Source organism: Streptomyces sp. NPDC026522, from assembly GCF_055567555.1.
The window spans coordinates 759,971-786,149 of record NZ_JBVHQF010000001.1; the positions used below are offsets into that span (position 1 = coordinate 759,971).

27 protein-coding genes are annotated in these 26,179 nt (G+C 73.4%); 17 read left to right on the forward strand and 10 right to left on the reverse strand.

Annotated features, from left to right (window positions below):
• The first annotated feature begins 46 nt into the window (after nt 1–46).
• Nucleotides 47–880, forward strand: a complete 834-nt coding sequence (locus ACZ4M3_RS03320) for an enoyl-CoA hydratase/isomerase family protein (RefSeq protein WP_467729684.1) — start codon at nt 47–49, stop codon at nt 878–880.
• 71 nt (nt 881–951) lie between these two features.
• Here the strand turns inward: ACZ4M3_RS03320 and ACZ4M3_RS03325 are convergent, their stop codons facing one another.
• Together ACZ4M3_RS03325 and ACZ4M3_RS03330 are read right to left on the reverse strand one after the other, a co-directional pair.
• Nucleotides 952–1,872: an SDR family oxidoreductase gene (locus ACZ4M3_RS03325; protein WP_467729686.1), complete on the reverse strand. Its 921-nt coding sequence runs from the start codon at nt 1,870–1,872 to the stop codon at nt 952–954.
• Nucleotides 1,873–1,955: 83 nt separating this feature from the next.
• Nucleotides 1,956–3,104 carry a hypothetical protein gene (locus tag ACZ4M3_RS03330; RefSeq protein WP_467729688.1) on the reverse strand — a complete coding sequence of 383 codons (1,149 nt, stop codon included), beginning with the start codon at nt 3,102–3,104 and terminating at the stop codon, nt 1,956–1,958.
• Between the two features lie 223 nt (nt 3,105–3,327).
• Between ACZ4M3_RS03330 and ACZ4M3_RS03335 the strand changes: the two genes are divergently transcribed.
• The 5 genes from ACZ4M3_RS03335 to ACZ4M3_RS03355 all read left to right on the forward strand — a co-directional run bounded on the left by ACZ4M3_RS03335 (nt 3,328) and on the right by ACZ4M3_RS03355 (nt 7,942).
• Complete coding sequence (locus ACZ4M3_RS03335; protein ID WP_467730122.1) at nt 3,328–4,302, forward strand: NADPH:quinone oxidoreductase family protein; 975 nt, start codon at nt 3,328–3,330, stop codon at nt 4,300–4,302.
• Nucleotides 4,299–5,486, forward strand: coding sequence for an acyl-CoA dehydrogenase family protein (locus ACZ4M3_RS03340; RefSeq protein ID WP_467729690.1), 1,188 nt, complete (start codon nt 4,299–4,301; stop codon nt 5,484–5,486). Before ACZ4M3_RS03335 ends, ACZ4M3_RS03340 begins: the two co-directional genes overlap by 4 nt.
• Nucleotides 5,483–6,595 carry an acyl-CoA dehydrogenase family protein gene (locus ACZ4M3_RS03345; RefSeq protein ID WP_467729692.1) on the forward strand — a complete coding sequence of 371 codons (1,113 nt, stop codon included), beginning with the start codon at nt 5,483–5,485 and terminating at the stop codon, nt 6,593–6,595. Before ACZ4M3_RS03340 ends, ACZ4M3_RS03345 begins: the two co-directional genes overlap by 4 nt.
• 98 nt (nt 6,596–6,693) lie before the next feature.
• Nucleotides 6,694–7,062 carry a tyrosinase family oxidase copper chaperone gene (locus ACZ4M3_RS03350; RefSeq protein ID WP_467729694.1) on the forward strand — a complete coding sequence of 123 codons (369 nt, stop codon included), beginning with the start codon at nt 6,694–6,696 and terminating at the stop codon, nt 7,060–7,062.
• 16 nt (nt 7,063–7,078) lie between these two features.
• Complete coding sequence (locus tag ACZ4M3_RS03355) at nt 7,079–7,942, forward strand: tyrosinase family protein (protein WP_467729696.1); 864 nt, start codon at nt 7,079–7,081, stop codon at nt 7,940–7,942.
• Nucleotides 7,943–8,051: 109 nt separating this feature from the next.
• Here ACZ4M3_RS03355 and ACZ4M3_RS03360 read toward each other — a convergent pair whose 3' ends face one another.
• Nucleotides 8,052–8,330: a chaplin gene (locus tag ACZ4M3_RS03360; RefSeq protein WP_136212270.1), complete on the reverse strand. Its 279-nt coding sequence runs from the start codon at nt 8,328–8,330 to the stop codon at nt 8,052–8,054.
• A 93-nt stretch (nt 8,331–8,423) separates the two neighbouring features.
• Nucleotides 8,424–8,771, reverse strand: a complete 348-nt coding sequence (locus tag ACZ4M3_RS03365; RefSeq protein WP_467729698.1) for a hypothetical protein — start codon at nt 8,769–8,771, stop codon at nt 8,424–8,426.
• Nucleotides 8,772–8,897: 126 nt separating this feature from the next.
• Between ACZ4M3_RS03365 and ACZ4M3_RS03370 the strand changes: the two genes are divergently transcribed.
• Nucleotides 8,898–10,346 carry a carboxylesterase/lipase family protein gene (locus ACZ4M3_RS03370; protein ID WP_467729700.1) on the forward strand — a complete coding sequence of 483 codons (1,449 nt, stop codon included), beginning with the start codon at nt 8,898–8,900 and terminating at the stop codon, nt 10,344–10,346.
• Here ACZ4M3_RS03370 and ACZ4M3_RS03375 read toward each other — a convergent pair.
• Nucleotides 10,319–10,477, reverse strand: a complete 159-nt coding sequence (locus ACZ4M3_RS03375) for a hypothetical protein (protein ID WP_467729702.1) — start codon at nt 10,475–10,477, stop codon at nt 10,319–10,321. The genes ACZ4M3_RS03370 and ACZ4M3_RS03375 overlap by 28 nt on opposite strands.
• 29 nt (nt 10,478–10,506) lie before the next feature.
• Between ACZ4M3_RS03375 and ACZ4M3_RS03380 the strand changes: the two genes are divergently transcribed.
• The 4 genes from ACZ4M3_RS03380 (at nt 10,507) to ACZ4M3_RS03395 (ending at nt 14,173) form a co-directional block, all read left to right on the forward strand.
• Entirely contained in the window at nt 10,507–10,782 is a 276-nt protein-coding gene (locus ACZ4M3_RS03380; protein WP_467729704.1) for a hypothetical protein, read from the forward strand.
• 128 nt (nt 10,783–10,910) lie between these two features.
• The gene (locus ACZ4M3_RS03385; protein ID WP_467729706.1) at nt 10,911–11,795 is read left to right on the forward strand and encodes an alkaline phosphatase family protein; all 885 of its coding nucleotides are present in this window, start codon (nt 10,911–10,913) and stop codon (nt 11,793–11,795) included.
• A gap of 2 nt (nt 11,796–11,797) precedes the next feature.
• Nucleotides 11,798–13,099, forward strand: coding sequence for an MFS transporter (locus ACZ4M3_RS03390; protein ID WP_467729708.1), 1,302 nt, complete (start codon nt 11,798–11,800; stop codon nt 13,097–13,099).
• A gap of 42 nt (nt 13,100–13,141) precedes the next feature.
• Complete coding sequence (locus ACZ4M3_RS03395) at nt 13,142–14,173, forward strand: hypothetical protein (RefSeq protein WP_467729710.1); 1,032 nt, start codon at nt 13,142–13,144, stop codon at nt 14,171–14,173.
• A 60-nt stretch (nt 14,174–14,233) separates the two neighbouring features.
• Here the strand turns inward: ACZ4M3_RS03395 and ACZ4M3_RS03400 are convergent, their stop codons facing one another.
• Nucleotides 14,234–14,920, reverse strand: coding sequence for a GNAT family N-acetyltransferase (locus tag ACZ4M3_RS03400; RefSeq protein ID WP_467729712.1), 687 nt, complete (start codon nt 14,918–14,920; stop codon nt 14,234–14,236).
• 140 nt (nt 14,921–15,060) lie between these two features.
• Here ACZ4M3_RS03400 and ACZ4M3_RS03405 point away from each other — a divergent pair, with 140 nt between their 5' ends.
• The 3 genes from ACZ4M3_RS03405 to ACZ4M3_RS03415 are packed head-to-tail and all read left to right on the forward strand — an operon-like array spanning nt 15,061 to nt 17,398.
• A complete protein-coding gene (locus tag ACZ4M3_RS03405) occupies nt 15,061–15,462 on the forward strand; it encodes an alpha/beta fold hydrolase (protein ID WP_467729714.1) in 402 nt (133 codons plus the stop codon).
• 4 nt (nt 15,463–15,466) lie between these two features.
• Nucleotides 15,467–16,696 carry an MFS transporter gene (locus tag ACZ4M3_RS03410; protein WP_467729716.1) on the forward strand — a complete coding sequence of 410 codons (1,230 nt, stop codon included), beginning with the start codon at nt 15,467–15,469 and terminating at the stop codon, nt 16,694–16,696.
• A 12-nt stretch (nt 16,697–16,708) separates the two neighbouring features.
• Nucleotides 16,709–17,398 (forward strand): (2Fe-2S)-binding protein, encoded by a 690-nt coding sequence (locus ACZ4M3_RS03415; RefSeq protein WP_467729718.1) that lies wholly within the window; start codon nt 16,709–16,711, stop codon nt 17,396–17,398.
• 58 nt (nt 17,399–17,456) lie between these two features.
• Here ACZ4M3_RS03415 and ACZ4M3_RS03420 read toward each other — a convergent pair whose 3' ends face one another.
• Nucleotides 17,457–19,217, reverse strand: a complete 1,761-nt coding sequence (locus ACZ4M3_RS03420; RefSeq protein WP_467730124.1) for a S8 family peptidase — start codon at nt 19,215–19,217, stop codon at nt 17,457–17,459.
• Nucleotides 19,218–19,475: 258 nt separating this feature from the next.
• Nucleotides 19,476–20,858, reverse strand: coding sequence for a cation:dicarboxylate symporter family transporter (locus tag ACZ4M3_RS03425; protein WP_467729720.1), 1,383 nt, complete (start codon nt 20,856–20,858; stop codon nt 19,476–19,478).
• A gap of 104 nt (nt 20,859–20,962) precedes the next feature.
• On the opposite strand from ACZ4M3_RS03425, the gene ACZ4M3_RS03430 reads away from it, so the two are divergent.
• Both ACZ4M3_RS03430 and ACZ4M3_RS03435 read left to right on the forward strand, forming a co-directional pair.
• Complete coding sequence (locus ACZ4M3_RS03430) at nt 20,963–22,570, forward strand: sensor histidine kinase (RefSeq protein ID WP_467729722.1); 1,608 nt, start codon at nt 20,963–20,965, stop codon at nt 22,568–22,570.
• Between the two features lie 19 nt (nt 22,571–22,589).
• Nucleotides 22,590–23,315, forward strand: coding sequence for a response regulator (locus tag ACZ4M3_RS03435; RefSeq protein ID WP_467729724.1), 726 nt, complete (start codon nt 22,590–22,592; stop codon nt 23,313–23,315).
• Here the strand turns inward: ACZ4M3_RS03435 and melC2 are convergent.
• Both melC2 and melC1 read right to left on the reverse strand, forming a co-directional pair.
• Nucleotides 23,273–24,118 carry a tyrosinase MelC2 gene (melC2, locus tag ACZ4M3_RS03440; protein ID WP_467729726.1) on the reverse strand — a complete coding sequence of 282 codons (846 nt, stop codon included), beginning with the start codon at nt 24,116–24,118 and terminating at the stop codon, nt 23,273–23,275. The two genes, ACZ4M3_RS03435 and melC2, sit on opposite strands and share 43 nt — an antisense overlap.
• The gene (melC1, locus tag ACZ4M3_RS03445; RefSeq protein ID WP_467729728.1) at nt 24,118–24,498 is read right to left on the reverse strand and encodes an apotyrosinase chaperone MelC1; all 381 of its coding nucleotides are present in this window, start codon (nt 24,496–24,498) and stop codon (nt 24,118–24,120) included. The genes melC2 and melC1 overlap by 1 nt, the downstream gene beginning before the upstream one ends.
• A 267-nt stretch (nt 24,499–24,765) precedes the next feature.
• Here melC1 and ACZ4M3_RS03450 point away from each other — a divergent pair, with 267 nt between their 5' ends.
• Nucleotides 24,766–26,157, forward strand: coding sequence for a glutamate decarboxylase (locus ACZ4M3_RS03450; RefSeq protein ID WP_467729730.1), 1,392 nt, complete (start codon nt 24,766–24,768; stop codon nt 26,155–26,157).
• Nucleotides 26,158–26,179: the final 22 nt, after the last annotated feature.

Consider the following 26,179-nt stretch of genomic DNA (forward strand, 5'->3'; position numbering starts at 1 on the left):
CGCCACCTCGCTAAACTGACGGCCCGTCAGGCAGTGGAGGGTTCCGGTGATCGACACCACCAGTACGGACATCGCGGAGGGCGAGGAGCGGATCCGGCTGGAGGTGGCGGACGCGGTCGCCGTCCTCACCCTCTGCCGGCCGGACCGGCTCAACGGCTGGAGCTGGGAGTCCACCCGCCAGCTGGGCCTGCTGGCGGACCGGATCCGGTTCCGTCCGGACGTACGGGTGGTCCTGCTGCGGGCCGAGGGCCGGGCGTTCTGCGCCGGGATCGACGTCAAGGCGCCCGGCGGAGCGATCACCGGGGAGACCGCCGCCGAACGCAACCGGAACTACTACGAGGGCGTCCGCTGGGCCCACGAACGCTTCGCGGTCCTCGCCGGGCTCCCGCAGCCGGTGGTCGCCGCGGTGCAGGGCTACTGCCTCGGCTTCGGCTTCGAACTGGCCCTGCTGGCCGACATCCGGGTGGCAGCCGAGGACGCCGTCTTCGCGCTGCCGGAGGCGGGCCTCGGTGTGGCGGTGGACGCGGGGGGCGACCTGCGCATCGCCCGGGACGCGGGCGCTGGCTGGGCGAAGTACCTCGCGCTGACGGGCCGCCGCATCGACGCCGCCACGGCCGAACGCCGGGGTCTGGTGCAGCTCGTCGTACCGGGCGCCGAACTCGACGCCACCGCCGGCGCGGTGGCCGCGGAGATCGCCGCCAACGCTCCCCTCGCCGTCCAGGGCATCAAGAGGGCCGTCGACTCCTACGCGGACGCCGCCCTCCCGGCGGCCCTCGACCGGGTGGCGATGACGGCGGCCCTCACCCTCACCTCGCGGGACGCGGGCGAGGGCTACGGGGCGAAGGCGGCCCGCCGGCCGCCGCGGTTCACCGGAGGGTGACTCATGGATTCACCCGAGGATGACTCCCGTCCGTGGCCGCGGGCCGGCCCGTCGGCGGTCACGAAGCCATCTCACGGGGTGAACGGGCCGCGCCCCAGCTGCTCGCGCACCGGGACCACATCCGGGTTGACCAGTGACCGGCGCTGCCAGTTCGCACCGTCGACCACCAGGGTGTGCCCGGTGATGAAGCCGGCGTAGGGGGAGGCCAGGAAAGTGGCCGCCCAGCCCAGCTCGCGCGCCTCCCCGACCCGCAGGGCGGGCTGCCGGGCGGCGTTCCCGCCGCCGTGACCGGCAGCCCGGTCCAGGCCGTCGCGGATGTCCTGCGTCATGTCCTCGTGCGGGAAAAGGCCGGGCACCAGGCCGTTGACCCGGATGCCGTAGGGGCCCCACTCGACGGCGAGCGTCTCGATCAGGTTCTTCACACCCGCCTTCGCGGCGGCGCTGTGCGCGAAACCGGGACCGCCGGTCCAGGCGTAGGAGGCCCCGATGCTGACGATCGACCCCGGGGTGCCGGCCGCCAGGTGGCGGCGGCCGAATTCCCGGGTCATGAACCAGGTACCGGTCAGGGTGGTGTCCACCACCGCCCGCCAGGCGTTGGGTGACAGGTCCTCCGCCGGGCACGGGAAGTTGGCGGCGGCATTGTTGACGAGGACGTCCGGCGTCCGCCCCGAGGCCGCGGCGGCCGCGTCGAAGACGTCCGCGACCCGTTCCGGGTCCCGGATGTCGCAGCGGGCGGCCGTCACCCGGCCCGCTCCGGGTACGGACGCCAGCTCCGCGCACGCGGCTGCCAACGGCGCCGAGCGCCGCCCGGCGATCACCAGGTCCGCGCCGAGCCGGGCGAACTCCGCGGCGATCGCCTTGCCCAGTCCGGTCCCGCCGCCGGTGACCAGGACCGTCCGTCCGGTGTACGTACCGGCGGGCAGGGCGGATGCGCCGGACGGCGGCGGGGCGGGGAGCCCGCGCGGGCCGGAGGGAGGTGTGGGGGAGGCCATGCGCCCCATCGATAGCGCGTCGGTGCCCAGATCACCACCCCCGGGCCGTGGTCGACATCCCGGGAACCCGTATCCGGCGGGTGTCAACTACCCGGGTGGTAGGCCTGCTTGATCGCACAGGTCCAGACGACCGGCTTGAGCTTGCCGCCCGCGTTCACGGCCGCCCCGCCCACCCGGCCGTCGTCCGACACGGCGTCGGCCATGCTCGCCCCGCCCGCCGAGAGCCGTGGCAGCGCCATGACCGGGCCGGAGCCCGGCCACAGCTGCGCCTGGTCCGGCAGGGTCAGCTGCTCGGGATGGAACTTGGCGGTGCCGACGCTCACGTTGGTGGTGGGGCTGATCGCCTCGAACGTGCCGTACGGGTGGGTGCTCAGGGTCCCCGGGGAGCTGCCGGGGCCGGTGTGCGGGGGAGTCCAGACCCAGGGCGTGTACTCGTGCCACGGCCCGGACCAGTCGTAGCCGACGATCCGGGTGCTCTCGTCCAGGTCCTGGACGTAGCTCTCCTCCAGGGTTCCGGTGCCGGTGGGGGCCAGCAGCCGGGCGGCCGTCCCGTCCGCCGGCCAGAGCACGGGGTAGGTCCCCTGCAGGTGCTCACCCGTCTCCGGTACCTCGTAGTCCTGCTCGGCCTGGCCGAGGACGTCCCCGGCCCGGTTGATGCCCGTGACCATCTTGATCCGGGTGCCGGGGCCGGCGTCCGCCGGGACGGGCAGTTCCCGTACCTTGCGGCCGTCCTTCCACACGGTCCCGGTCCAGTTCCGGGAGCGGGAGACGACGTACCCGGCGTCGTTGACGTCCGCCTCCCCGTCGGACCCGTCGCCGTCCTCCAGCACCGTGATCGCCGGGGCGCCCTGCTGGTACGTGAACAGGCTGGTGCCCGCGAAGGTGTGCAGGACGCCCACCATCAAGCCGTGGGCGTTGACGGCGAGCACCTGTCCGGTGGCGTCGGGGTCGCCCAACGGGACCCGGTGGACCGTGGTGCCGGTCCAGTAGACGGGCTCGAAGCCGGAGACGCCGACGGCGAGGTCGCCCGCGCCGAGGTCCATGACGCCCTGGCTGCGCTGGGCGTCGCGCTGGTACGTCTCGGGCCCCAGCGAGCCGAGCACCCGGATCTTCGGCGTGCAGGTGGCGGCCGTGCCGGCCGGTAGGGCAGGCCCGGCCGCGGTGATCAGCCCGGCCACGGCCATGACGGCCGCGGCTGCGGCGGCGCCGCGCTTGATGCGCATGTCGTCCATCGGCGAACTCCCCCTGTGGTGTGCGGTCCCGGCGTCATGTCCCCTCCGGCGCCGGACCGCTGATGCTATCCGCGCCGAACGGCTGTGCGCCGGTGGACGGCCGGGCGCGTCGTGCTGCGTGCGGTTCGTGCCGATGGGGCAGCCGGAACCGTTCCCATACGGGCAAGCGACCGCTTAGTATGCGCTCGGAGTGTGGTTCCTCGACGGCGGCTGGAGGCCCCGGATGCAGGCATGGCGCGTACATACCCCCGGCGAGCCCCGAGAGGCCATGCGCCTCGAAGAGGTTCCCGAACCGGTACCGGGCGAGGGCGAGGTACGGCTCAAGGTACTCGCGGCGAACGTCAACTTCCCCGACGCGCTCCTCGCGCGGGGCCAGTACCAGATCCGGCCGCCGCTGCCCTTCACCCCCGGCGTCGAGATCTGCGGCGAGACCGAGGACGGCCGCCGCGTCATCGCCAACCCGAGCCTGCCGCACGGCGGTTTCGCCGAGTACGTCACCGCGCCCGCGCACGCCCTGCTGCCGGCCCCCGACACGCTCGACGACGCCGAGGCGGCCGCCCTGCACATCGGCTACCAGACCGGCTGGTTCGGCCTGCACCGCCGGGCCCGCCTGCGGTCCGGCGAGACGCTGCTCGTGCACGCCGCCGCCGGCGGGGTGGGCAGCGCGGCCGTCCAGCTCGGCAAGGCCGCCGGGGCCACGGTCATCGGCGTCGTCGGCGGCAAGGCCAAGGTCCGCACCGCCGAGGAACTGGGCTGCGACCTCGTCATCGACCGGCGCGGCGAGGACGTCATCGCCCGGGTCAAGGAGTTCACCGGCGGACGCGGAGCCGACGTGGTCTACGACCCGGTCGGCGGCGACGCCTACACCGCCTCCGCCAAGTGCGTGGCCTTCGAAGGCCGGATCGTCATCGTCGGCTTCGCCGGCGGCACCGTTCCGGCCCCCGCCCTCAACCACGCCCTCGTCAAGAACTACGCCATCCTCGGCCTGCACTGGGGTCTGTACGCCGCCAAGGAGCCCGCCGCCGTCCTCGCCTGCCACGAGGAACTCACCCGCCTCGCCGCCGAAGGCGCCGTCAGACCGCTGATCAGCGAACGCGTCCCGCTCGCCGCGGCCGCCGACGCCGTACAGCGGGTCGCCGACGGCACGACCACCGGACGGCTGGTCGTCGTACCGTCGCTCGGCGGAGGTGCCCGGTGACCACCACGGAGGACCTGCTCACCCGCGTCCGCGGCCTGCTCGCCGGCCACCCGCCCGCCGCCACCCCCCGGGCCGAGTTCCTGCGCGCCCGCTTCGACGCCGGACTCGCCTGGGTGCACTACCCCGAGGGCCTCGGCGGACTCGGCGCACCCCGCTCGCTGCAAGCCGTCGTGGACGCCGCACTGGAGGCCGCCGGAGCCCCCGACAACGACCCCCGGCGGATCGGCATCGGCCTCGGCATGGCCGCGCCCACGATCCTCGCGTACGGCACCGAGGAGCAGAAGCGGCGCTTCCTGCGGCCCCTGTGGCTCGGCGAGGAGGTCTGGTGCCAGCTCTTCAGCGAGCCCGGCGCCGGTTCGGACCTGGCGGCGCTCGCCACCCGCGCCGTCCACGACGGGGCGAGCGACGAGTGGATCGTGGACGGCCAGAAGGTGTGGACCTCCAGTGCCCACACCGCCCGCTGGGCGATCCTCATCGCCCGCACCGACCCCGCGCTCCCCAAGCACCAGGGCATCACCTATTTCCTCTGTGACATGCACGCCCCCGGCGTGGAAGTCCGTCCGCTGCGCCAGATCACCGGCGAGGCGGAGTTCAACGAGGTCTTCCTCACCGGCGTCCGCATCCCCGACGCCCACCGGCTCGGCGCCGTCGGCCAGGGCTGGGCCGTCGCCCGCACCACCCTCATGAACGAACGCGTCTCCATCGGCGGCATGCGCATCCCCCGCGAAGGCGGCATGATCGCCCCCGTCGCCACGGCCTGGCGCGAGCGCCCCGAACTGCGCACCCACGCCCTGCACCAGCGGCTCCTGGAACTGTGGGTCGAGGCGGAGGTGGCCCGGCTCACCGGCGAACGGCTGCGCCAGCAGCTCGCCGCCGGACAGCCCGGTCCCGAAGGCAGCGGCATGAAACTCACCTTCGCCCGCCTCAACCAGGAGATCAGCGGTCTGGAAGTGGAACTCCTCGCGGAAGAGGGGCTCCTGTACGAGGACTGGACCATGCGCCGGCCCGAGATCGTCGATTTCACCGGCCGGGACGCCGGATACCGCTACCTGCGCGCCAAGGGCAACAGCATCGAGGGCGGCACCAGCGAAATCCTCCTCAACATCGTCGCCGAACGCGTCCTGGGCCTGCCCCCCGAGCCGCGCGACGACAAGGACCTCGCCTGGAAGGACCTGGCCCGATGAGCGCACCCTTCGACCTGCTCTACTCCGAGACGGAGGAGGAACTGCGCTCCGCCGTACGTGCCCTGCTCACCGACCGCTGCCCGGCCGCGGCGGTGCTCGCCCGGGTCGAGGGCGGCCGGCCCCACGACCCCGGGCTGTGGAACACCCTGGCCTGCGGGATCGGGGCCGCCGGTCTGCTCGTCCCGGAGAAGCTCGGCGGTCAGGGCGCGGGCCACCGCGAGGCGGCGGTGGTGCTGGAGGAGCTGGGCCGGGCCGTGGCGCCGCTCCCGTACCTGACGAGCGCGGTCCTGGCGACGGAGATCCTGCTCGGCTGCGACCCGTCCTCGGCCGAAGTGGCCGCCCTGCTGCGGGAGGTGGCCGGCGGCCGGCAGGTGTGCGTACCGGCCGTGCCGCTGACCCTGGCCCCCGGCGCACCGCTGCCGGCGCCCGTACGGGACGGCGGAGGCGGGGTGCTGAGCGGCTCCGTGGGCTTCGTCGCCGACGCGGTGGCCGCCGACGTACTGCTCGTCCTGGCCGACACCGGCCTGTACGCCGTGCCGGTGGCGCAGGTCTCGCTCACGCCGCTGGTCCCGCTGGACCTGACCCGCCCGCTCGCCACCGTCCGCCTCGACGGCGCCGCCGGCACCCGGCTGGCCGACCCCGCCACCGCGCGCGCCGCGGTCGCCGGGGCGCTGCTCGCGGGCGCCGGGCTGCTGGCCTCCGAGCAGGTCGGCATCGCCGAGTGGTGCCTGACCGAGACGGTGGCCCACGTCCGGACCCGCCACCAGTTCAACCGGCCCATCGGGTCCTTCCAGGCGCTCAAGCACCGCCTCGCCCGGCTCTGGCTCGACGTCGCCTCCGCCCGGGCCGCCGCCCGCGCGGCCGCCGACGCCCTCGCCACCGGGACCGCCGACGCGCCGCTGACGATCGCCGTCGCCCAGGCCTACTGCTCCGGGGTCGCGGTACGGGCCGCCGAGGAGTGCGTCCAGCTGCACGGCGGGATCGGCATGACCTGGGAGCACCCGGCACACCTGTACCTCAAGCGGGCCAAGGCCGACGCGCAGGCCCTGGGAACGGCCGGCCACCACCGCAGTCTCGTCGCCGACTTCGCCGAACTCCCGGCGCCGTAGGCCTCCGCCACCCCCCGGGGTACCCGTACCCCGGGGGTGACCTCGCACGCCGGGCCGCGTTAGACCGCGTAGCACGGGCCATCGAGCGAGGAGAACGCATGCACGCAGCATCCGCCGCACCACTCACCCGTCGCGCGGTCCTCCGGTCGGCCTTCACCGCGGCGGTGCTCGCCGGCACCGGAGCGGCCCTGGCACCCGTCCTGCGCGCCCGGCGTCCCCGCCAGACGCTCACCCCGGCCCCGCTCGTGGAGGAGTCGTACCGCGGCCGCCACATCAGCGTCGACCTCGCCGCGGCCGCGGTACGCATCGACGGGCGGCCGCTGCACGTGATGCGCCGCGCCGACGGCAGCTACCTCAGCGGGGTCAACCACTTCGAGTCCTTCGCGACCCCGATGGAGGTGGCCCGCGCGGCCGTGGACGAGCTGGGCACCGCGCAACTGGCGATGGCCGCCCCCCACCACGGCTGACGGCAGGAGCCCCGCGTTGTACACCCGGCAGAACCAGAAGGACCTGACCCGCGCCCAGAAGCAGCGGTTCACGGCCGCCGTGCTCGAACTCAAGCGCAACGGCACCTACGACCAGTTCGTCCGCACCCACGGCAAGTACTTCGTGCCGGACCGCGACCGCAAACTGCGCGTCGGACACATGTCCCCGTCCTTCTTCCCCTGGCACCGGCGCTACCTGCTGGAGTTCGAGAAGCAGCTGCGTTCCGTCGACGCCGGCGTATCCATCCCGTACTGGGACTGGACCACGGACAACAGCCCCGCCTCCTCCCTGTGGGCGGAGGACTTCCTCGGCGGCACCGGCCGCGAGGGCGACCACCAGGTGACGACCGGCCCCTTCGCCTACGCGGCGGGCAACTGGACGGTGACCGTCGGCGTCTCCGAGGCCCGCTACCTCACCCGCAACCTGGGCCGCCCGCAGAATCCGATCGAACTGCCCACCAAGGCCGAACTCCAGTGGGCGGTCGACGACCCCGCCTACGACAGCGCGCCCTGGGACTCCACGGCGCGCGGCGGCGGCTTCCGCAACAAGCTGGAGGGCTGGGCGGCGCCCAAGAGCGAGCGCTGGCGCAACCACAACAAGGTCCACCAGTGGATCGGCGGCCACATGACGGGCGGCACCGCCCCCAATGACCCGGTGTTCTGGCTGCACCACGCCTTCGTGGACCTGGTCTGGGACCGCTGGCAGCGCAAGCACCCGGATTCCGGCTACCTGCCCGCCGCGCCCCCGCCGCTCGGCGACCCCCAGCACGGCCGGGTGATCGCCCTGGACGAGCCGATGCCCCCGTGGGACGTCACCCCGCGCGAGATGCTCCGGCACCAGGGCCAGTACCGCTACGAATGACCGGCTACGAGTGAGCCGCTCTCCGTGGGCATCGCGCTCCGCGCACCGAAAGGGCCCCCGCCGTCCGGCGGGGGCCCTCGGTCACTCGGTCATACGGCCCGGCGGCTGATCACTCGCCGTAGCCCTCGGTGTGGTGCTCGTCGCCACCCGACGCGTTGACGCAGGTGTTGCCGAACGCCGGGTTGAGCAGGGCGATCACGTTCACGGTGTTGCCGCAGACGTTGACCGGGACGTGCACGGGGACCTGGACCAGGTTGCCCGACAGGACACCGGGGGAGCCGATCGCCGCACCGTGCGCTCCGGCATCGGCGACGGCCAGACCCGCACCGGCCGCCACGGCGGTACCGGCGACAGCGGTGATGGCGAATGCCTTCGCGATACGCGACATCAAGATCTCCTCGTGAGATTGGATCGCCGCAGAGCTGCGGCATTTGACATGGCATACAACGCCGTGACCGCCCAGGGGTCACGGCCGCTGCTCCTACCCGGTGACGGAAAAGCGCACGGACGCGAAGTACGGCCGGACCGGGGTGACCGTTCCGGGCCGCAGCACCGCCACCGGGGCGCCCGCGCAGTGCGGCTCCCGGTACAGGGTCGCGGTGGTCCGGCCGCGGTTGCTGACCGCCCGGCCGCCACCGCCCTGCGCCGCCGCACAGCCCTGCGGGGCGCCCAGTCCGTGGACCTTGTCGTCCTGGCCGACGTACTGGAAGTCGGGACCCGCGGCCACCGCCGTGCCGCCGGAGGCCGCGGCGGCCGCCAGCAGGAGGACGGGCAGCACGCCGGTCCGTACGACGCTTCGAAGGGGGCGGTCGATCCACATGGCTCGCATGCCCGGTCCAACCCGGTGCGCACCGGGCCGGGTCACGCCTTGTCACCCTTCGGTCGGCTGTGCGACCGTGCCCGGAAGACCGGATTCGGCGCCCCCGGGAACGGGAGACGCCTCCAGGAGGACAGCATGAGTTCAGCGGGGGACGCCCGGCCCCGGGCCGGCACCCGGTACGGCGTGGTCGAGGGCCGGCTGGAAGAGCGCGGCATCCGCGTCTTCCGCGGCATCCCCTACGCCGCCCCGCCCGTCGGAGCCCTCCGGTTCGCCGCGCCCCGGCCCCCGGCCGCCTGGGAGGGCGTACGGGACGCGGGGGCGTTCGGGCCCACCGCGCCCAAGGTGCCCTATCCGGACCGGTACGCGGCGCTGCTCGCCGACCCGGAGGTCCCGGGCGACGACTGCCTGAACCTCAACGTGTGGACCCCGGACCCGTCACCGGGGGCCCGGCTGCCGGTGATGGTGTGGATCCACGGCGGCGCCCTCACCCGGGGGTCCTCGGCCGTGCCCGTGTACGACGGATCGGCCTTCGCCCGGGACGGGGTCGTCCTGGTCTCGGTGAACTACCGGCTCGGGGTCCTCGGCTACGGCGTCTTCCCCGACGCCCCCGCCAACCGGGGCCTGCTGGACCAGATCGCCGCCCTCACCTGGGTCCGGGACAACATCGAGGCGTTCGGCGGCGATCCCGGCCGGGTCACCGTCTTCGGGGAGTCCGCCGGCGCCATCAGCGTCGGGGCCCTGCTGGGCGCGCCCCGCGCCGCCGGGCTGTTCGCCGGCGCCGTCATGCAGAGCGGGCCGCCCGAGGTGCTGCCCCGCGAGCGGGTCCGCCCGATGGTCCGCAAGATGGCCGCCCTGCTCAAGGTGCCCGCCACCGCTCAGGCCTTCACCGCCGCCCCCCTGCGGGCCCTGCTCGCCGCGCAGGGCGCCGTGCTGCGCCGGTCGAGCCCGGTCACCGGCGGGCCCGCCTTCGGCCTGGTCGCGGACCCGGACTCGCTGCCGGGGGATCCGCTGGCGGCCGCCGCAGCCTCCCGCGTACCACTGCTGGCGGGCTGGACCGCCGAGGAACACCGGCTCTGGCTCGCGCCCACCGGCGCGATGCGGCTGCTGGACCGGCTCGGCCCGCTCGCGGTGGAGCTGGCCCGCGCCCGCAGCGGCAAGGACCGCGCCGCCGTACGGGCGCTGCGCGCCGCCCTGCCCGGCGCCGGTCCGGCGGACCTCGCCGGGCACCTGCTCACCGACCGGCTGCTGCGCGACCCGCTGCGCCGGCTCGCCGGGGCCCGCCGGGCCGCGCCGAGCCACCTGTACGAGTTCCGGTGGTCCAGCGGTGTGCCGGACCTCGGTGCCTGCCACGCGCTGGAGCTGGGCTTCGTCTTCGACACCCTGCACAAGCCGGAGTCGGCGTGGCTGGCGGGGCCGGACGCGCCGCAGGCACTGGCCGACGAGATGCACGCGGCCTGGGTCCGCTTCGCCGTCGACGGGAACCCGGGCTGGGCGCCGTGGGACGGCGACGGCCCGCCGAAGGTGTTCGGCGGGCCGTCGCGGGAGGAGCGGGACGCTCAGCGGGCCGTCGGGGTCACCCCCTGAGCCCGCGGGTCCGTCATTCGACGGGCCCCTCGGTACTTGAGCACGGCCTTGAGGCTCGCGAAGCCGCCGGTGGAGGAGCCCATGAAGGCCCAGCCGTCGCGCGACTTGATCGTGCGGAAGTTCTCCCGCATCAGGTCCGGGACGTCATCGGTCAGCCGGGGTGCTGCTCGTACGGGGACGGCCCGCGCTGCGGGGGCGGCTGCTGGCCGTAACCCTGCTGCCCGTATCCGCCCTGGTCGTGGCCCTGTTGGTCCTGCTGCCGGCCGTACCCCTGCGGATTGCCGTACTGCTGTCCGTAAGGCCGGCTCTGCTGCTGCCCGTACGGCGGCTGTGGTGGCTGCGGTTGCTGTCCTTCCGGCCGGTACGGCGGCTGATACGGCTGCCCGTCGGGTTTTGCCTTCTCTTGACCTTCCGAGGGCTATGGCATTGCCCGTAGTCAAGAAAGGGGGCGGAGTTCCCGTTCTGTTCGCCCAGTATCCCTGGCCCATGCACATGCCCCTGGGTATGTTGCGTCCGCGCCGCCCCCCGAACCCCCCGCGCCCGGAGGTAGAACCCGTGTTTGGCATGTCCCTTTCACGTCCTCGCCGTAAGACCGCCCTGGCCACCGCCTTCGGCGTCACCGCCGCCGGCGCCGCCCTGTGGGCCGGCATCGGAGCCGCCGCCCAGCCCGCGCACGCCGCGGGCCTGCCGGCCCCGGACCACATCGTCGTCGCGGTCTTCGAGAACCACGCCTACAGCCAGGTCATCGGCAGCTCCAGCGCCCCGTACATCAACTCCCTCAAGAGCGGGGGCGCCAACCTCACCAACTCGTACGGCGTCACCCACCCCAGCCAGCCCAACTACCTCCAGCTCTTCTCCGGCTCCAACCAGGGAGTCACGGACGACAGCTGTTACACCCCCGCCTTCAGCTCCGCGCCCAACCTGGCCTCCGAGCTGATCGCCGCCGGCAAGAGCTGGACCAGCTACAACGAGACCCTCCCCAGCCAGGGCTCCACCACCTGCAGCAGCGGCAACTACGCCCGCAAGCACAACCCCTGGTTCGCCTTCTCCAACGTGCCCACCAGCACGGCGAAGACGATGACGCAGTTCCCGACGGACTTCACCACCCTGCCCAAGGTGTCCTTCGTCGTCCCGAACCTCTGCAACGACATGCACGACTGCTCCGTCGGCACCGGCGACACCTGGCTCAAGAACAACCTCAAGGCCTACGCGGACTGGGCCAAGACCCACAACAGCCTGCTCGTCGTCACCTTCGACGAGGACAACCGGCTCGCCGGCAACAAGATCCCGACCGTGCTCTACGGCCAGCCCGTCACCCCCGGCAGCACCTCCGCCACCACCTACAACCACTACGACATGCTGCGCACCCTGGAGGGCCTGGCCGGGCTGACCACCCACGCCGGAAACGCCGCCAGCGCCAAGGACATCACGGGGATCTGGACTTCCTGACCATGTACGTTGCGGACAGTCGCGGCACGCCCGCGCCCGCCGTGACCCCCGAGCCACAGGCCGTCGCCCCGGGCACCAGCCCGGGGCGGCGCGCCGCGCTCGCGCCCACGGTCCTCGCCCTCGGCACGGTCAGCCTGATCACCGACGTCTCCTCCGAGATGGTCACGGCCGTCCTGCCGCTCTACCTCGTCGCCGGACTGGGCCTCACCCCGCTCGGCTTCGGACTCCTCGACGGCCTCTACAACGGCGTCAGCGCCCTGGTCCGGCTCACCGGAGGCCACCTCGGCGACCGCCTCGGCCGGCACAAGGCCCTCGCGGGCATCGGCTACGGGCTCTCCGCCCTGTGCAAACCGCTGCTGCTGCTCGCGCACACCCTGCCCGCGATCGGGGCGGTGCTCGCCCTCGACCGCACCGGCAAGGGCCTGCGCACCGCACCGCGCGACGCGCTGATCTCGCTGGCCGCCGCCCCCGCCGAACGCGGGCGGGCCTTCGGCGTGCACCGGGCCATGGACACGGCCGGCGCACTCATCGGGCCCCTGCTGGCCTTCCTGATCCTGCGCGGTGCCGCCGACGGCTACGACGCCGTATTCACCGTCAGCGCCTGCGTGGCCGCCCTCGGCGTGCTGGTCCTGGTGCTCTTCGTACCCGGCCGCCGGACCCGGCCGGCCGCCGACGCGGCCCCCGTCTCACTGAAGGCCTCCGTCGGGCTGCTGCGCGGCCCCGGCCTGCGCCGCATCACCGTCGCCGCGCTGCTCCTGGGCCTGTGCACCGTCAGCGACGCCTTCGTCTTCCTGTTGCTCCAGCGGGCCGGGCAGATCCCCGACCGCTGGTTCGCGCTGCTGCCGCTGGGCACCGCCGCCGCCTTCTTCCTCCTCGCCCTGCCGCTCGGCCGGCTCGCCGACCGCGTCGGGCGCCGCCGCGTCTTCCTCGGCGGCCACGTCGCGCTGCTCGCCGCCTACGGGCTGCTGCTGGCCGGCGGGTCGCACCCCGCGCTGCCGTACGCGGTGCTGCTGCTGCACGGCGCGTTCTACGCGGCCACCGACGGGGTGCTCATGGCCGCCGCGGCCGCCGTCGTGCCCGGGGAGCACCGCGGGGGCGGCCTCGCCCTGGTCCAGACCGGCCAGGCCCTCGCCCGGTTCGCCGCTTCCCTCGGCTTCGGCGCCGCCTGGACCGTGTGGGGCGCCCGCCCCGCGCTGGCCGTGGCCGCCGTCCTGCTGGCCGTCGCCCTCGCCGGCTGCGCGCGGCTCTACCCGGCCGAAACGGACGTCGGTACACACGTCGAAGCCGTCGCCGACCCGGGCTGAACCCCCCGCCGCCACGATCCCCCGTTTGCCCGAAAGGCCCCCATGACCCTCCAACGCCGGATCCTGATCCTCGTCGCCGCCGTCGTGCTGCTCGCCGCCGTGGGGGTGCTCGCCGTCGTACGGGCCTCCTCACGGGCCGACGAGAAGGACCAGGCCCGCCCGGGAGGGCCCGAGGTCACCCGGGGCGAGGTCTCCCTGACCGCGGCGGACCAGGGCCCGCGGATCGTCTTCCGGAACATGGCGTGGGGCCCGCACCGGGACGAACTCGTCACGGTCCCGGCCGCCGCGCCCGGCGGCCCCCGTACCGCCTCCGGGGTGAGCTGCCTACGCTTCCACTCCGCGGCCGGCACCGGGATCTGCCTCCAGGCCGAGAAGGGCGGGGTCCAGGAGCAGTACCGGGCGGTCGTACTGGACGCGCACCTGAAGCAGCTCTCCGCGCACCCGCTCGCCGGGATCCCCACCCGGGCCCGGGTCTCGCCCGGCGGGCACCTCGTCGCCTGGACGGTGTTCGTCGGCGGGGACTCTTACGCCGGTACGAATTTCTCCACCCGGACCTCACTGCTCGACCTGCGCACCGGCCGCTACGACGCCTCGCTGGAGGACTTCACCGTCGTCAAGGACGGCAAGGCGTACCGGAACGCCGATGTCAACTTCTGGGGGGTCACCTTCGCCGCCGACGAGCGGACCTTCTACGCGACGCTCGCGACCGGCGGCCAGACCTACCTGGTCCGCGGCGACCTCACCGCGCGTACGGTGACCACGCTCCGCGAGAACCTGGAATGCCCCTCCCTGTCGCCCGACGGGACCAGGCTGGTGTTCAAGAAGCGGGTGCCGGGCCTGTCCGCCGACGCGCCGTGGCGGCTCTACGTCCTGGACCTGGCCTCGATGCGGGAGGCCCCGCTCGCCGAGCAGCGCAGCGTGGACGACCAGGTGGTGTGGAAGGACGACCGGACCGTCGTCTACGCACTGCCCGGCGACTTCGGCGCCGACCTGTACGCAGTGCCCGCCGACGGCACGGGCGCCCCGGCCCCGCTGATGACGTCGGCCCTCGCCCCCGCCTTCCTCGGCGGATAGCCGGGGAGGGGACGGGGCGAGGGCCGACGGAGAAGGACCGTTACGCCGAATGCAGGACCGTTACGCCGGGACCAGCGTCTTGCGCCGCCGCCTGCGCGGCGCGGCGGGCGCCAGCCGGAGCTCGATGATCGAGCGGACGGTCGGCCACTCCTCGTCGAGGACCGAGTAGAAGGCCGTACTGCGCACAGCGCCGTCCAGCCCCCGCGAATGGGCCCGGCGCACCCCTTCACAGGTGAAGCCGAGACGCTCCATCGCGGCCCGCGAGCGGCCGTTGCGGGCGTCCGCGCGCAGCGAGACGCGGCGCACGCCCCAGGTCTCGAAGGCGTGGCGGAGCATGAGCAGCTTCGCCTCGGTGTTGATGCCGGTGCCCTGGGCCTGCGGGGACAGCCAGGTGTTCCCGATCTCGGCGGCGTCGGGGACCGCCGTCGCCGGATCGCCGAACGGGACCCCGGGCACGGCGGGCCACACGAGCGGTCCCTGCCAGTAATCGAGTTCCAGGAACCGGGTCGAACCGACGACCCGCCCGTCGGTGGCTCTGACCACCGCGAACGGGAGGGATCGACCGGCCGCCTGATCGGCGAGCGCGCGGTCGATGTACTCGTGGGACGCCTGCAACCCGTGCGGCACGGGAGTGAAGGCGTAAGTCGTACGATCCTCGGCACCGGCCACGGCCAGGGCCTCGGTGTGGTGGGGGGCGAGGGGCTCCAGCCGCACGGAGCGGCCGGCGAGGAGTACGGGTACGGGCACGGAGCCTTCGGTCCTTCTGGGCGGTGGGGTGGTTGCACAGTCTGCGCTCCTGACGTCACCCCCCGCGCAAAACGCGGGTGAAAGGCAACGGGCTGTCAGGTGAACGCGAGTGGCTCAATGTAGCTCCTTAACGTGCTCCCATGAACCCCCAAAATGGCAATGCCGCGACGATGTTTTCGGCGGACTTCGGTCCCGGGGGCGCGCAGGCCGTTCCGCTGGTTCACGGACACCCCTCCGACCGCACGATGTGGGTTCCCCAGGCCACCGCCCCGGCTGCCGTCGACTACCGCGCCACCAGTCCTGACCTGCGGGGATACCGAGAGAATCCGGCGCGCCCGGGCGCCACGCCGGGCGCCGCGTCCGCGGACGGCCCCGTCGCCCTCCTCGACCACCTGGCCATCGAACAGGCGGTCGTCGGCGCGGTGAGCACGGGCGGTCGGATCGCGTACGGCTTTCACGGCCCCGCGGGGCGTGCGGCAAGTGGCCCGCTGAAACGCTGCCCGACTGGCCCACGGGGCGGGGCCAGTGGGCTGGTCCAATGATCAGGTGACCCTACGCTTCCTGCCCCCGCCCGGAGCGCCGCGCCGACTGGCCGCCGCACAGCTGAGCAATTCCGTCGGAGACGGCGCCTACTACGTGTGCTCGGCGCTCTACTTCACCCGGGTCGTGGGCCTCTCGCCCGCCCAGATCGGCCTCGGTCTCACCGTGGCCTGGGCCGTCGGCTCGGTCGCCGGGGTACCGCTCGGGGCCCTCGCCGACCGGCGGGGTCCGCGCGGCACCTCGGTGTTCCTCGCCCTGGCCACCGCCTGCTCGGTCGCGTCCTTCCTGGTCGTCCGCTCCTTCTGGGCGTTCCTGCTCGCGGCGGTCTGCTACGCCGCCGCCCAGTGCGGGCTCTCCGCCGCCCGGCAGGCGCTGCTCGCCGGAGTGGTCGCGCCCGGCGAGCGGACCGGGGTACTGGCCCACCTCCAGGCCGTCCTCAACGGCGGGCTCGCCGTCGGCGCCGCCCTGGGCGGGCTCGCCCTGGGCGCCGGCACCGAGCGGGCTTACCTCGCCGTGTTCGCGCTGGACGCGGCGAGCTTCCTGCTGTGCGCCGCCTTCCTGCTCCGACTGCCCGCGGTGGCACCCGTACCGGGGCGGGCGGCGGGCGAACCCCGGCTGGCGGTGCTCCGCGACCGGCCGTACGCCCTGGTCACCCTGCTGAACGCGGTACTGCTGCTGCGGATGCCGCTGCTGAGCCTGGCGATCCCGCTGTGGATCGTGGAGCGCACCAGCGCCCCCGGCTGGCTGGTGTCGGCGCTGTTCGTGCTCAATACCGCGGCCGTGATGCTGTTCCAGGTGCGCGTGGCCCGCCCGGTCACCGGCCTGGACAGCGCGGGCCGGGCCGTACGCCGCTCCGGGCTGGTGATGGCCGCCTCGTGCGCGGTGTTCGCCCTCTCCGCGCTGCCGGGGGCCGCGTGGGCCGCGGCCCTGCTGCTGGTGGCGGGCGCCGTGCTCCAGGTGGACGCCGAGATGCGCCAGTCCGCCGGGTCCTGGCAGATCGGCTTCTCGCTGGCCCCCGCCGAGCGCATCGGCCAGTACCAGGGCTTCTTCGGCACGGGCGTGCCCCTCGCCCGCACCCTGGGGCCGGTGCTGCTGACCTCGCTGCTCCTGCTGTGGGGGATACCGGGCTGGCTGCTGCTCGGCGCCGTCCTGCTGGGCGCGTCGTACGCCATGGGCCCCGCGGTCCGCCGGGCCGGGGCGGTTCACCCTGAAGTCCTTCGTGCGGCGGCCGCCTGAGATCATCGCCGGATGGAGCTGACCGGGATGGAAGACGTACTGGAGCGGCTGGCCGCCGTCGGGCCGTTCTTCCGCGTGCCGTACGGCGAGGAGCCGCCCGGGCCGGGCTTCCGTCCGCTGGCCGAGCTGTACGGGGAGCCGCTCGGGCCCTACGTCGCCGAGACCGGACGGCGGCTCGGCAGCGGGCCGGGCCGGGTCGCCGCCTCGACCGCGGAGTTCGGCATCGCCGCACGGCTGTGGTCGCTCGGGCTCGGGTGCGCGGCGCTCTCGGGGCGGGTGCCGGATCTCGGACCGGACCGCGTGTGGTGGCGGCTGCCCGGGGCGGGCTCGCTGGAGCTGTGGCTGCCGGACCCGGACCACGGCGTACGGCCCGCCGGCTCGCTCGGGGAGATCGTGCCCGGTCACCTCGGCGTGCTGGACGCACGGCTGCGCGAGCGGTTCGCGGTGTCGCCCCGGGTTCTGCGCGGAAACTCCGCTTCGGCGCTGGTGGGCGCCCTGCGCGTGCTGGTGGACCGGGTGCCGGGAGGCGCGGCGGTACGGCTGGCCGAGGCGCTGCTCGCCGACGGCGGTCCGCTCGGCGGGACGGGCACCTTCATCCACGAGGAGGGCCTCGGGGTGGCCTTCGTCCGCCGCAGCTGCTGTCTCTACTACCGGGCCCCCGGCGGCGGCCTCTGCGGGGACTGCGTCCTGCGGAGCAGATGACGCGACGGGCCCCGGGGTGCGGTGGCGCCGCACCCCGGGGCCCGCGGGGCCGGGAGACCTAGAAGGTCAGGTTCCAGGCGTCGATCTTGCCCGTGTCGGAGGCGGCGTTGTCGTTGACGCGCAGCTTCCAGGTGCCGTTCGCGACCTCCGAGGAGGCGTTCACGGTGTAGGTCTGGGCGATGTTGTCGGCGCTGCCGCCGGTGTGGTTGTGCAGGTTGTAGACGGTGCCGTCGGGCGCCACCAGGTCGACCTTGAGGTCACCGATGTAGGTGTGCTTGATGTCCACGCCCACCTTGAGGGTGGCCGGGGCGTTGCCGGTCACGCCGGAGACGGTGATCGGGCTCTCCACGGTCGCGTTGTCGTTGACGGCGAAGTCCGCGAGGTTCTCGAAGTACTTGCCGGGCGGCGGGGTGGTCCCGACCGCCTTGAGGGCGTCGACCTGTCCCTCGCCGAAGAACGAGTTGTTGGCCGTGGTGCCCGTGCAGCGGCCGTCCGACGGGCAGGCGATGTCGTTGGCCTGGGCCGCCAGCTTGTCGCGGATCTGCGCCGGGGTGATGCCCGGGTTGGCGCTGGCGATCAGCGCCGCCACGCCGACCACGTGCGGGGTGGCCATCGAGGTGCCGCTCTTGGTGCCGTAGCCGCCGCCCGGGACCGTGGAGTACACGTTGCTGCCCGGCGCCGCGACGTCGATGACGCCCTGGCCGTAGTTGGAGAACGAGGCCTTGGTGACGCCGGTGCCGTTGGCCGCGACCGTGACCACGCCCGGCAGCTCGGTCGGGATGTCGAGGCAGGCGTTGGTGATGGTGCGGGTGACCGGCGTCGAGTCGTTCGGGCTCGCGGAGTCGGTCGTCTTGTGGGCGAGGTCGTAGTCCTCGTTGCCCGCCGCGGCGATCTGGAGCGAGCCCTTGCCCTCGGCGTACTCCTGGGCGCGCTTGACGCCCTCGATGATGGCGGCCTGGTCGATGTTGTCCGGGCAGTTGAACTGCCACGGGTCCGTGTAATAGCTGTTGTTGGTGACCTTGAAGCCGTGGTCACCGGCCCATACGAAGCCGCAGATGGTGTTCTCGGCGAAGAAGAACGAGTTGCCCGGCTCGGCGACCCGGACGGCGGAGATCTTCACACCGGGGGCCACGCCGACGACGCCCTTGCCGTTCTTGGCCGCGGCGATGGTGCCCGCCACGTGGGTGCCGTGGGTGTCCACGTCGCGCCAGGCGCCCGTACGGGTGTCGGGCTTGCCGTAGGCGCAGGAGACCGAGTCGGCCGCGTTGAAGTTCGGCGCGAGGTCCTGGTGCTGGTCGTCCACGCCGGTGTCCAGGATGCCGACCTTGACGGAGGCGGAGCCCGGGTTGACGGCCCAGGCCTGGTCGGCCTTGATCTGGCTCATGTCGGCCCGGACCGGTTCTCCGGCCGGGGTCGAGGCCTGGGCCGGGTTCGCGGGCAGCGCCGGGTTGTAGGCGTCGGCCGGGACGTCCGAGGTACGGGTGGCGCCGACCTGCTGGACGCCCGCGACGCCGCGCATCGCGGCGGCGAAGCCGCCGGACGCCGAGTGGGCGACGATCACGCCGATGGCGTCGAAGTTCGAGAAGACGGTGCCGCCGTTGGCCGCGACGGCCGAGCGGACCGCCGAGCTGTCACCGGGGGCGGTGATCACGAGGTAGGCGCGGGTGCCGGCAACCCAGGTCGCACTCTGGGAAGCCGGCGCGGCGGCCGGAGCGTGGGCCTTGGCGGCCGGCGCGGTGGAGGGGGCGACGGGGAGCGTGCCCGCGAGGGCGCCGGGGGCGCCGAACGCGAGGGCGGCGCCGAGGGCGGCCGCCAGCACCAGCGTGCGTCGAGGTCGGCTGGATATGTGGGGTATCAATGCGTCCTCCGGAGACGGCCCGGCGGTACTGGTGGCACCGGCCGGGCCGTACGAAACGAGTGGTGGACGCAAGATGTCAGACGCGTGCCCCTGTGCGGAAGTACCTTTCAGTGCCAGGCGGTTACGAGGGGTATGGCTGAAACCCGATGGTTTCCGAGGAGGGGGGAGCCGGCCGGGCCGGGCACCGTGGGGGCGAACCCCGCCCGGCCGGTCCCGGATTCAGGGCGCCACGCCGTCCTTGCCGGCCCCGCTCTGGACGGGGACGGGCGCCGGTGGTTCGCCCGGCAGCGGCGCGTGCCCGTCCTCGGCCGGTGCGTTCTCGGCCGGCGCGGTCTCGTCGAACGGCAGCCGACCGGAGAGGACTTCGGCGGCCCGGGCCCGGTCGAACTCCTTGGTCCACGTCCCGATGAGGACCGTCGCGATCGCGTTGCCCGCGAAGTTCGTCATCGCCCGCGCCTCACTCATGAAGCGGTCGATGCCCACGATCAGGCCCACTCCGTCGACCAGTTCCGGCCGGTGGGACTGGAGGCCGCCGGCCAGCGTGGCGAGGCCCGCGCCGGTCACCCCGGCCGCGCCCTTCGAGGCCACGATCATGAACAGCAGCAGCGAGATCTGCTCGCCCAGTGCGAGGGGTTTGTCCATCGCCTCGGCGACGTACAGGGAGGACATCGTCAGGTAGATCGCGGTCCCGTCCAGGTTGAAGGAGTAGCCCGTCGGCACCGTGATGCCGACCACCGGACGCGAGACGCCCACGTGTTCCATCTTCGCGATCAGCCGCGGCAGCGCCGACTCCGACGAGGAGGTGGACAGGATCAGCAGGAACTCCCGGCCGAGGTAGCGCAGCAGGGCGAACACGCTGATCCCCGTACACAGCCGCAGCAGCGTCCCGAGCACCACGAAGACGAACAGCAGGCAGGTGACGTAGAAGCCGATCATGATGACGGCCAGCGACTTCAGCGCGTCGATGCCCGTCGCCCCGACCACCGCGGCGATCGCCCCGAAGGCGCCCACCGGCGCCGCCCACATGATCATCGCCAGGACCCGGAACACCAGCTTCTGCAGCTGCCCGATCCCGCGCAGCAGCGGTTCGCCCGCCGTTCCCATCGCTTGGAGCGCGAACCCGCAGAGCAGCGCCACCAGGAGGGTCTGCAGCACCTGGCCGCCGGTGAAGGCGGACACCAGCGTCGTCGGGATGATGCCCAGCAGGAACTCCGGCGTGCTCTGCGCCCCGCCCGCCTTGGCCTGCGCCTCCCCGGCGTGCCGCGCCGCCTCGGTCAGGTGCAGCCCGCTGCCCGGCTCCAGCAGGTTCCCCACCAGCAGCCCGATGGCCAGCGCCACCGTGGACATCACCATGAAGTAGCCGAGGGCCAGACCGCCGACCGCGCCCACCTTCGCGGCCTTGCGCACCGAGCCGATGCCCAGCACGATCGTGCAGAAGATCACGGGCGAGATCATCATCTTGATGAGGTTCACGAAGCCGGTGCCCAGCGGCTTGAGTTCGACGGCCACGCCGGGCGCGGCGAAGCCGACGGCGATGCCGAGCAGCACCGCGGCGATCACCGCGATGTAGAGATAGTGGGTCCTGTCGCGCCTGGCGGCCACGATGCCTCCTGGTGGTGAATGCGTTCCGGGAGACCATCGCCCACCCTGTGACCCCGGTCACCGTTGCGTTCATTGAGTTCACGGCCGGGTGCACACTGAACGGCATGTTCCGCCTCCCCCGACCGCCCCGCAGCCTCGCCGGGCAGCTCTTCGCCATGCAGGTGCTGCTGGTCGCCGTCGTCGTCGCGGGCTGCGCGGTCTTCGCCTACGCGAGCGCCCGCGGACAGGCCGAGGACGCCGCCCGGCGTCAGGCCGGGGCCGTGGCCAGGGGCGTCGCGGACTCGCCGTCCGTCCGGGAGGCGGTGCGGGGCGGGGAGCGCGGGAGCGACCCCTCGGCCGCGCTCCAGCCCTACGCCGAGCGGGTCCGGGCCGACTCCGGCGTGGACTTCGTGACGATCATGGCGCCGGACGGGCGGCGCTGGACCCACCCCGACCCGCGGCGCATCGGTGAACCCTTCCTCGGCAACACCGCCCCCGCCCTGCGCGGCGAGACCTTCAGCGAGACCTACACCGGCACCCTCGGCCCGTCCATCAGGGTGGTCACCCCGCTGCTGGACGACGGCCGGGTCATCGGCATGGTCAGCGCGGGCATCACCGTCCGGGCGATCAGCGCCCGGCTCGCCGAGCAGCTCACGGCGCTCGCCTGGGTCGCGGCCGCAGCCCTGGCGCTCGGCGGCGCCGGGACGTACGTCGTCAACGCCCGGCTGCGCCGGCACACGCACGGTATGAACGCCGCCGAGCTCAGCCGGATGTACGACTACCACCAGGCGGCTCTGCACGGCGTCCGCGAGGGGCTGCTGATGCTGGACGGCCGGCGCAGGATCACCCTGATCAACGACGCCGGGCGCGAACTGCTTGGCCTGTCCGGGGAGGTGCGGGGAACCGGCGCGGCCGACCTCGGGCTGCCCGCGCCGCTCACCGGGGCGCTGCTCGCCGACCGGCCCCGGGTCGACGAGGTCCACCTGACCGCCGACCGGCTGCTCGTGGTCAACAGTTCCCCCGTCGCGGGCGGCGGCCGCCGCGGTACCGTGGTCACCCTGCGCGACCACACCGAACTCCAGGCGCTGACCGGGGAATTGGATCATGAGCGGGGATTCACCCAGGCGCTGCGCTCCCAGGCCCACGAGGCGGCCAACCGGCTCCACACGGTGGTCTCCCTGATCGGCCTCGGCCGGGTGGACGAGGCGGTGGAATTCGCCACGGCCGAACTGGAACTGGCGCAGGCCCTCACCGACCAGGTGATCACCGCCGTCGGGGAGCCGGTGCTGGTGGCGCTGCTGCTCGGCAAGGCCGCGCAGGCCCACGAGCGCGGCGTCGAGCTGGTCGTCACCCCCGACAGCAGCGGCGTCGACGGCGGCCCCGGCACCCCGCCCGCGCGGGACCTCGTCACGGTGCTCGGCAACCTCCTGGACAACGCCGTCGACGCCCTCACCGGGGTCCCGGGCGGGCGGGTCGCGGTCACCGTCCGCTCCGACGGCCGGGCGCTGCTGATCCGTGTCGCCGACAACGGCCCCGGCCTGCCGGAGGGGCCCGGGACGGACGTCTTCCGGCGCGGCTGGTCCGGCAAGGGCGAGGGCCGCGGGCTCGGCCTCGCCCTGGTCCGCCAGGTCGCGCACCGCCACGGCGGCACGGCGGGGGCCGCGCGGGGGCCGGAGGGCGGAGCGGTCTTCACCGTGACGCTGCCGCTGGGCGCCGAGCGGAGCCGGCCGTGAGCGCCGCCGAGGTCCGGCCGTGAGCACCGAGGGGCCGGACGTGCGCGCCGGCGGCGACGTACGGGTGCTCGTCGTCGAGGACGACCCGGTGGCGGCCGACGCGCACGCGCTGTACGTCGGCCGGGTGCCCGGCTTCAACGCCGTCGGCGTGGCCCACTCGCTGGCGGAGGCGACCCGGGTCATGGAACGGACCCGCGTCGACCTGCTGCTGCTCGACCTCGCCCTGCCCGACGGCCACGGGCTGCGCTTCGCGCGCGGCCTGCGGGCCGCCGGGCACCCCGTCGACGTGATCGTGGTGACCTCCGCGCGGGACCTGGCCGTCGTCCGCGAGAGCGTCTCGCTGGGCGTGGTCCAGTACGTGCTGAAACCCTTCGCCTTCCCCACCCTGCGCGAACGGCTGCTGCGCTACGCCGCCTTCCGCGCGACGGCGGGGGAGGCGGCCGGCCAGGGCGACGTCGACCGGGCCCTCGCGGCGCTGCGCGCCCCCGGCCCCGCCGAACTCCCCAAGGGCCTGAGCGCCCCGACCCTGGACCGGGTCGCGGCGCTGCTGCGGGCGGCCCCGGACGGGCTGACCGCGGCGGGGGCGGCCGAAGCGGCCGGGACCTCGCGGATCACCGCCCGCCGCTACCTGGAACACCTGGTGGACACCGGCCGAGCGGACCGCACCCCCCGGTACGGTCAGGTCGGCCGGCCCGAACTGCACTACCGCTGGCTGGCGGCGGCCGGTTCGGCGTCGAAGGCGTAGAACTTCCGGTGGTCGAGCATGTCGGCCGGGGTCACGTCGTTCCAGGGCCGCATGGTGTCGTTCAGGTCCACCACGTTCGGCGTACCGGCGGCCGGCAGGTACGGGGACTGCGGATGGCGGGTCTGCCATTCGGACCACAGCTTGTCGATGTAGGCGTGGTGCAGCCAGAACACCGGGTCGTTGGGGGACACCCCGGTGGCCATCTGGCCGCCGACCCACACGTGCACCCGGTTGTGCAGGTTGGCGCCGCGCCAGCCCTCCAGGTTGTTGCGGAAACCGTTCGAGGAGCTGTTCCAGGGGGCGGCGTCGTAGACCGGGATGGCGAGGACGGCCTCCACCTCGGCCTTGGTCGGCAGCTGGGCGACGCCCTCGCCGAGGGCTCGCCGCAGGTACGCGCGTCCGTCCACCCGCACGTTCACCTCCCACTTGCCCGCCGCGTACGCGAACGGTCCGTCCAGGACCTGTCCGTCACGGGCCCGTCCGGTGCCGCCGAGGAAGTCGGCGGCCCAGAGGGAGGCGCGGGGCGTGCGGTCCGTGGTCCAGTCCCAATAAGGCAGCGAAACGCTTTTGTCCACGGCTTGCAGGGCCGCCTCGAATTCGAGCAGGAACCGGCGGTGCCAGGGGAGGAAGGAGGGGGAGCGGTGGCCGACCCGGTCGCCCGAATCGGTGTCGCCCATGATGAACCCGTTGTGGGTGGTGACGAAGCGGTCGTAGCGGCCGGTGCGCTTGAGTTCGAGCAGTGCGTTGGTGAAGGCGCGCTTCTCCTCGGCGGTGAGCGCGGCCTGGTTCTTGCGGACGGTCATCACATGCCACCCATCGGGACGAGGGCCGCGCCCTGGAGTTCGCGCACCGCGGCGCGGGCGAGCGTGAGTGGGTCGGCGAACGTCTCGTAGTGGTTGACGACGCTGATCCAGGTGCCGTCCGCGTTCTGCATCACGTGCAGTTCGCGGCCGTCTATCCGGACGCCGGGCAGGTCGGCCGAGTGGTGGCCGCCGTGGTGGGCGCCCCCGGTCGCCGGGGTGATCTCGATGCGGCGGCCCTGGTAGACCTCGTCGACGCGGCCGCCGGACAGCGCGGTGCGGGAGTCGGTACCGGCGGCGTACGCGGTGGCGCCCGCCAGGCCGAGGACGGTGAGTGCGCCGGCAGTGGTGCCTAGGGCCTGCCGGCGGGTGATCTTGTTCATAGCCCGTAGAACTACCAGTACGTCCGGGGCAGTTGACCGGTATCCGGACATCGGCTGACAAGTTGCGCATAGAACGAAATGGGTGATCTTTTCGTCCCGGCCGCCGGCGGGGATGCCGACCGGAAGATCTGCGCCGAAAAGCCTACTCGTCAGTAATTATTACTGCCATGTGGCGACGGCATGAACGGGATCACACCGGTGACTCGGCCGGAAGAGGTGAGGTTGGTTCAGCGGGGATCGCCCCGGTCTGTCACTTATAGTCCGGACATGGCACTTCATGAGATGAAGGACGCACACGCCGACGACGCCGAAACGGACGTGTTCGCGTCCGCCCTCAGCGGCCAGGTCCTCCCCAAGCGCCGGATGCCCGACGACCACTCGCCCACCGAAGTGGTCTACGAACTGCTGCGCAACGAACTCCTCCTCGACGGCAACGCCGCCCAGAACCTGGCGACGTTCTGCACCACCTGGTCCGACGACGGCGTGCACCGCCTGATGAACCAGTGCCTCGACAAGAACATGATCGACAAGGACGAGTACCCGCAGACCGCCGAGATCGAGTCCCGCTGCGTCGGCATCCTCGCCGACCTGTGGAACGCACCCACCGGCGGCGCCGCCACCGGCTGCTCCACCACCGGCTCCAGCGAGGCCGCCATGCTCGGCGGCCTCGCCCTCAAATGGCGCTGGCGCAACCGCCGGCGCGCCGAGGGGCAGCCAACCGACCGGCCCAACCTCGTCTGCGGCCCGGTCCAGGTCTGCTGGGAGAAGTTCGCCCGCTACTTCGACGTGGAACTCCGCCAGGTCCCCCTGGAGGCCGGCGCCACCGGGCTGCGCCCCCACCAGCTCGCCGAGTACGTCGACGAGAACACCATCGGGGTCGTCGCCATCCTCGGCGTCACCTACACCTGCGTCTACGAGCCCGTCGCCGAGATCTCCGCCGAACTCGACCGCATCCAGGCGGAGCGGGGCTGGGACGTGCCGATCCACGTGGACGGCGCCAGCGGCGGCTTCGTCGCCCCCTTCCTCCACCCGGAGGTCGTATGGGACTTCTCGCTGCCGCGCGTGGCCTCCATCAACGCCTCGGGACACAAGTACGGGCTGGCGCCCCTCGGCGTCGGCTGGATCGTCTGGCGCACCGCGGACCTCCTCCCCGCCGACCTCGTCTTCGACGTGGACTACCTGGGCGGCGACATGCCGACCTTCGCCCTCAACTTCTCCCGCCCCGGCGGCGAGGTCATCGCCCAGTACTACCTCTTCCTGCGCCTGGGCCGGGGCGGGTACCGGCGCGTCCACCAGGCCTGCGCCGACACCGCCCGGTACCTGGCCCGGGAGATCGACGGGCTCGGCCCCTTCACCCTGCTCTACGACGGCCAGGGTGCGCTGCCCGCCGTCTCGTACACGCTCACCGATGCCGAGGGCGCCGGGTTCAGCCTCTACGACCTCTCCGACCGGCTGCGCACACGGGGCTGGCAGGTTCCCTCGTACCCGCTGCCGGCCGACCGCGGCGAGACGGTCATCCAGCGCGTGCTGATCCGGCACGGGGTGACCCGCGACCAGATCGCGCTGCTGGTGGCGGACATGGGGCGGTCCGTGGAAGAGCTGAAGGCCGGGCCGCGCGCCGCTCCGGCGTCGGCGGCCCGCTCGGGGTTCCACCACTGAGCGGCGCGCCCCCCACGGGCCG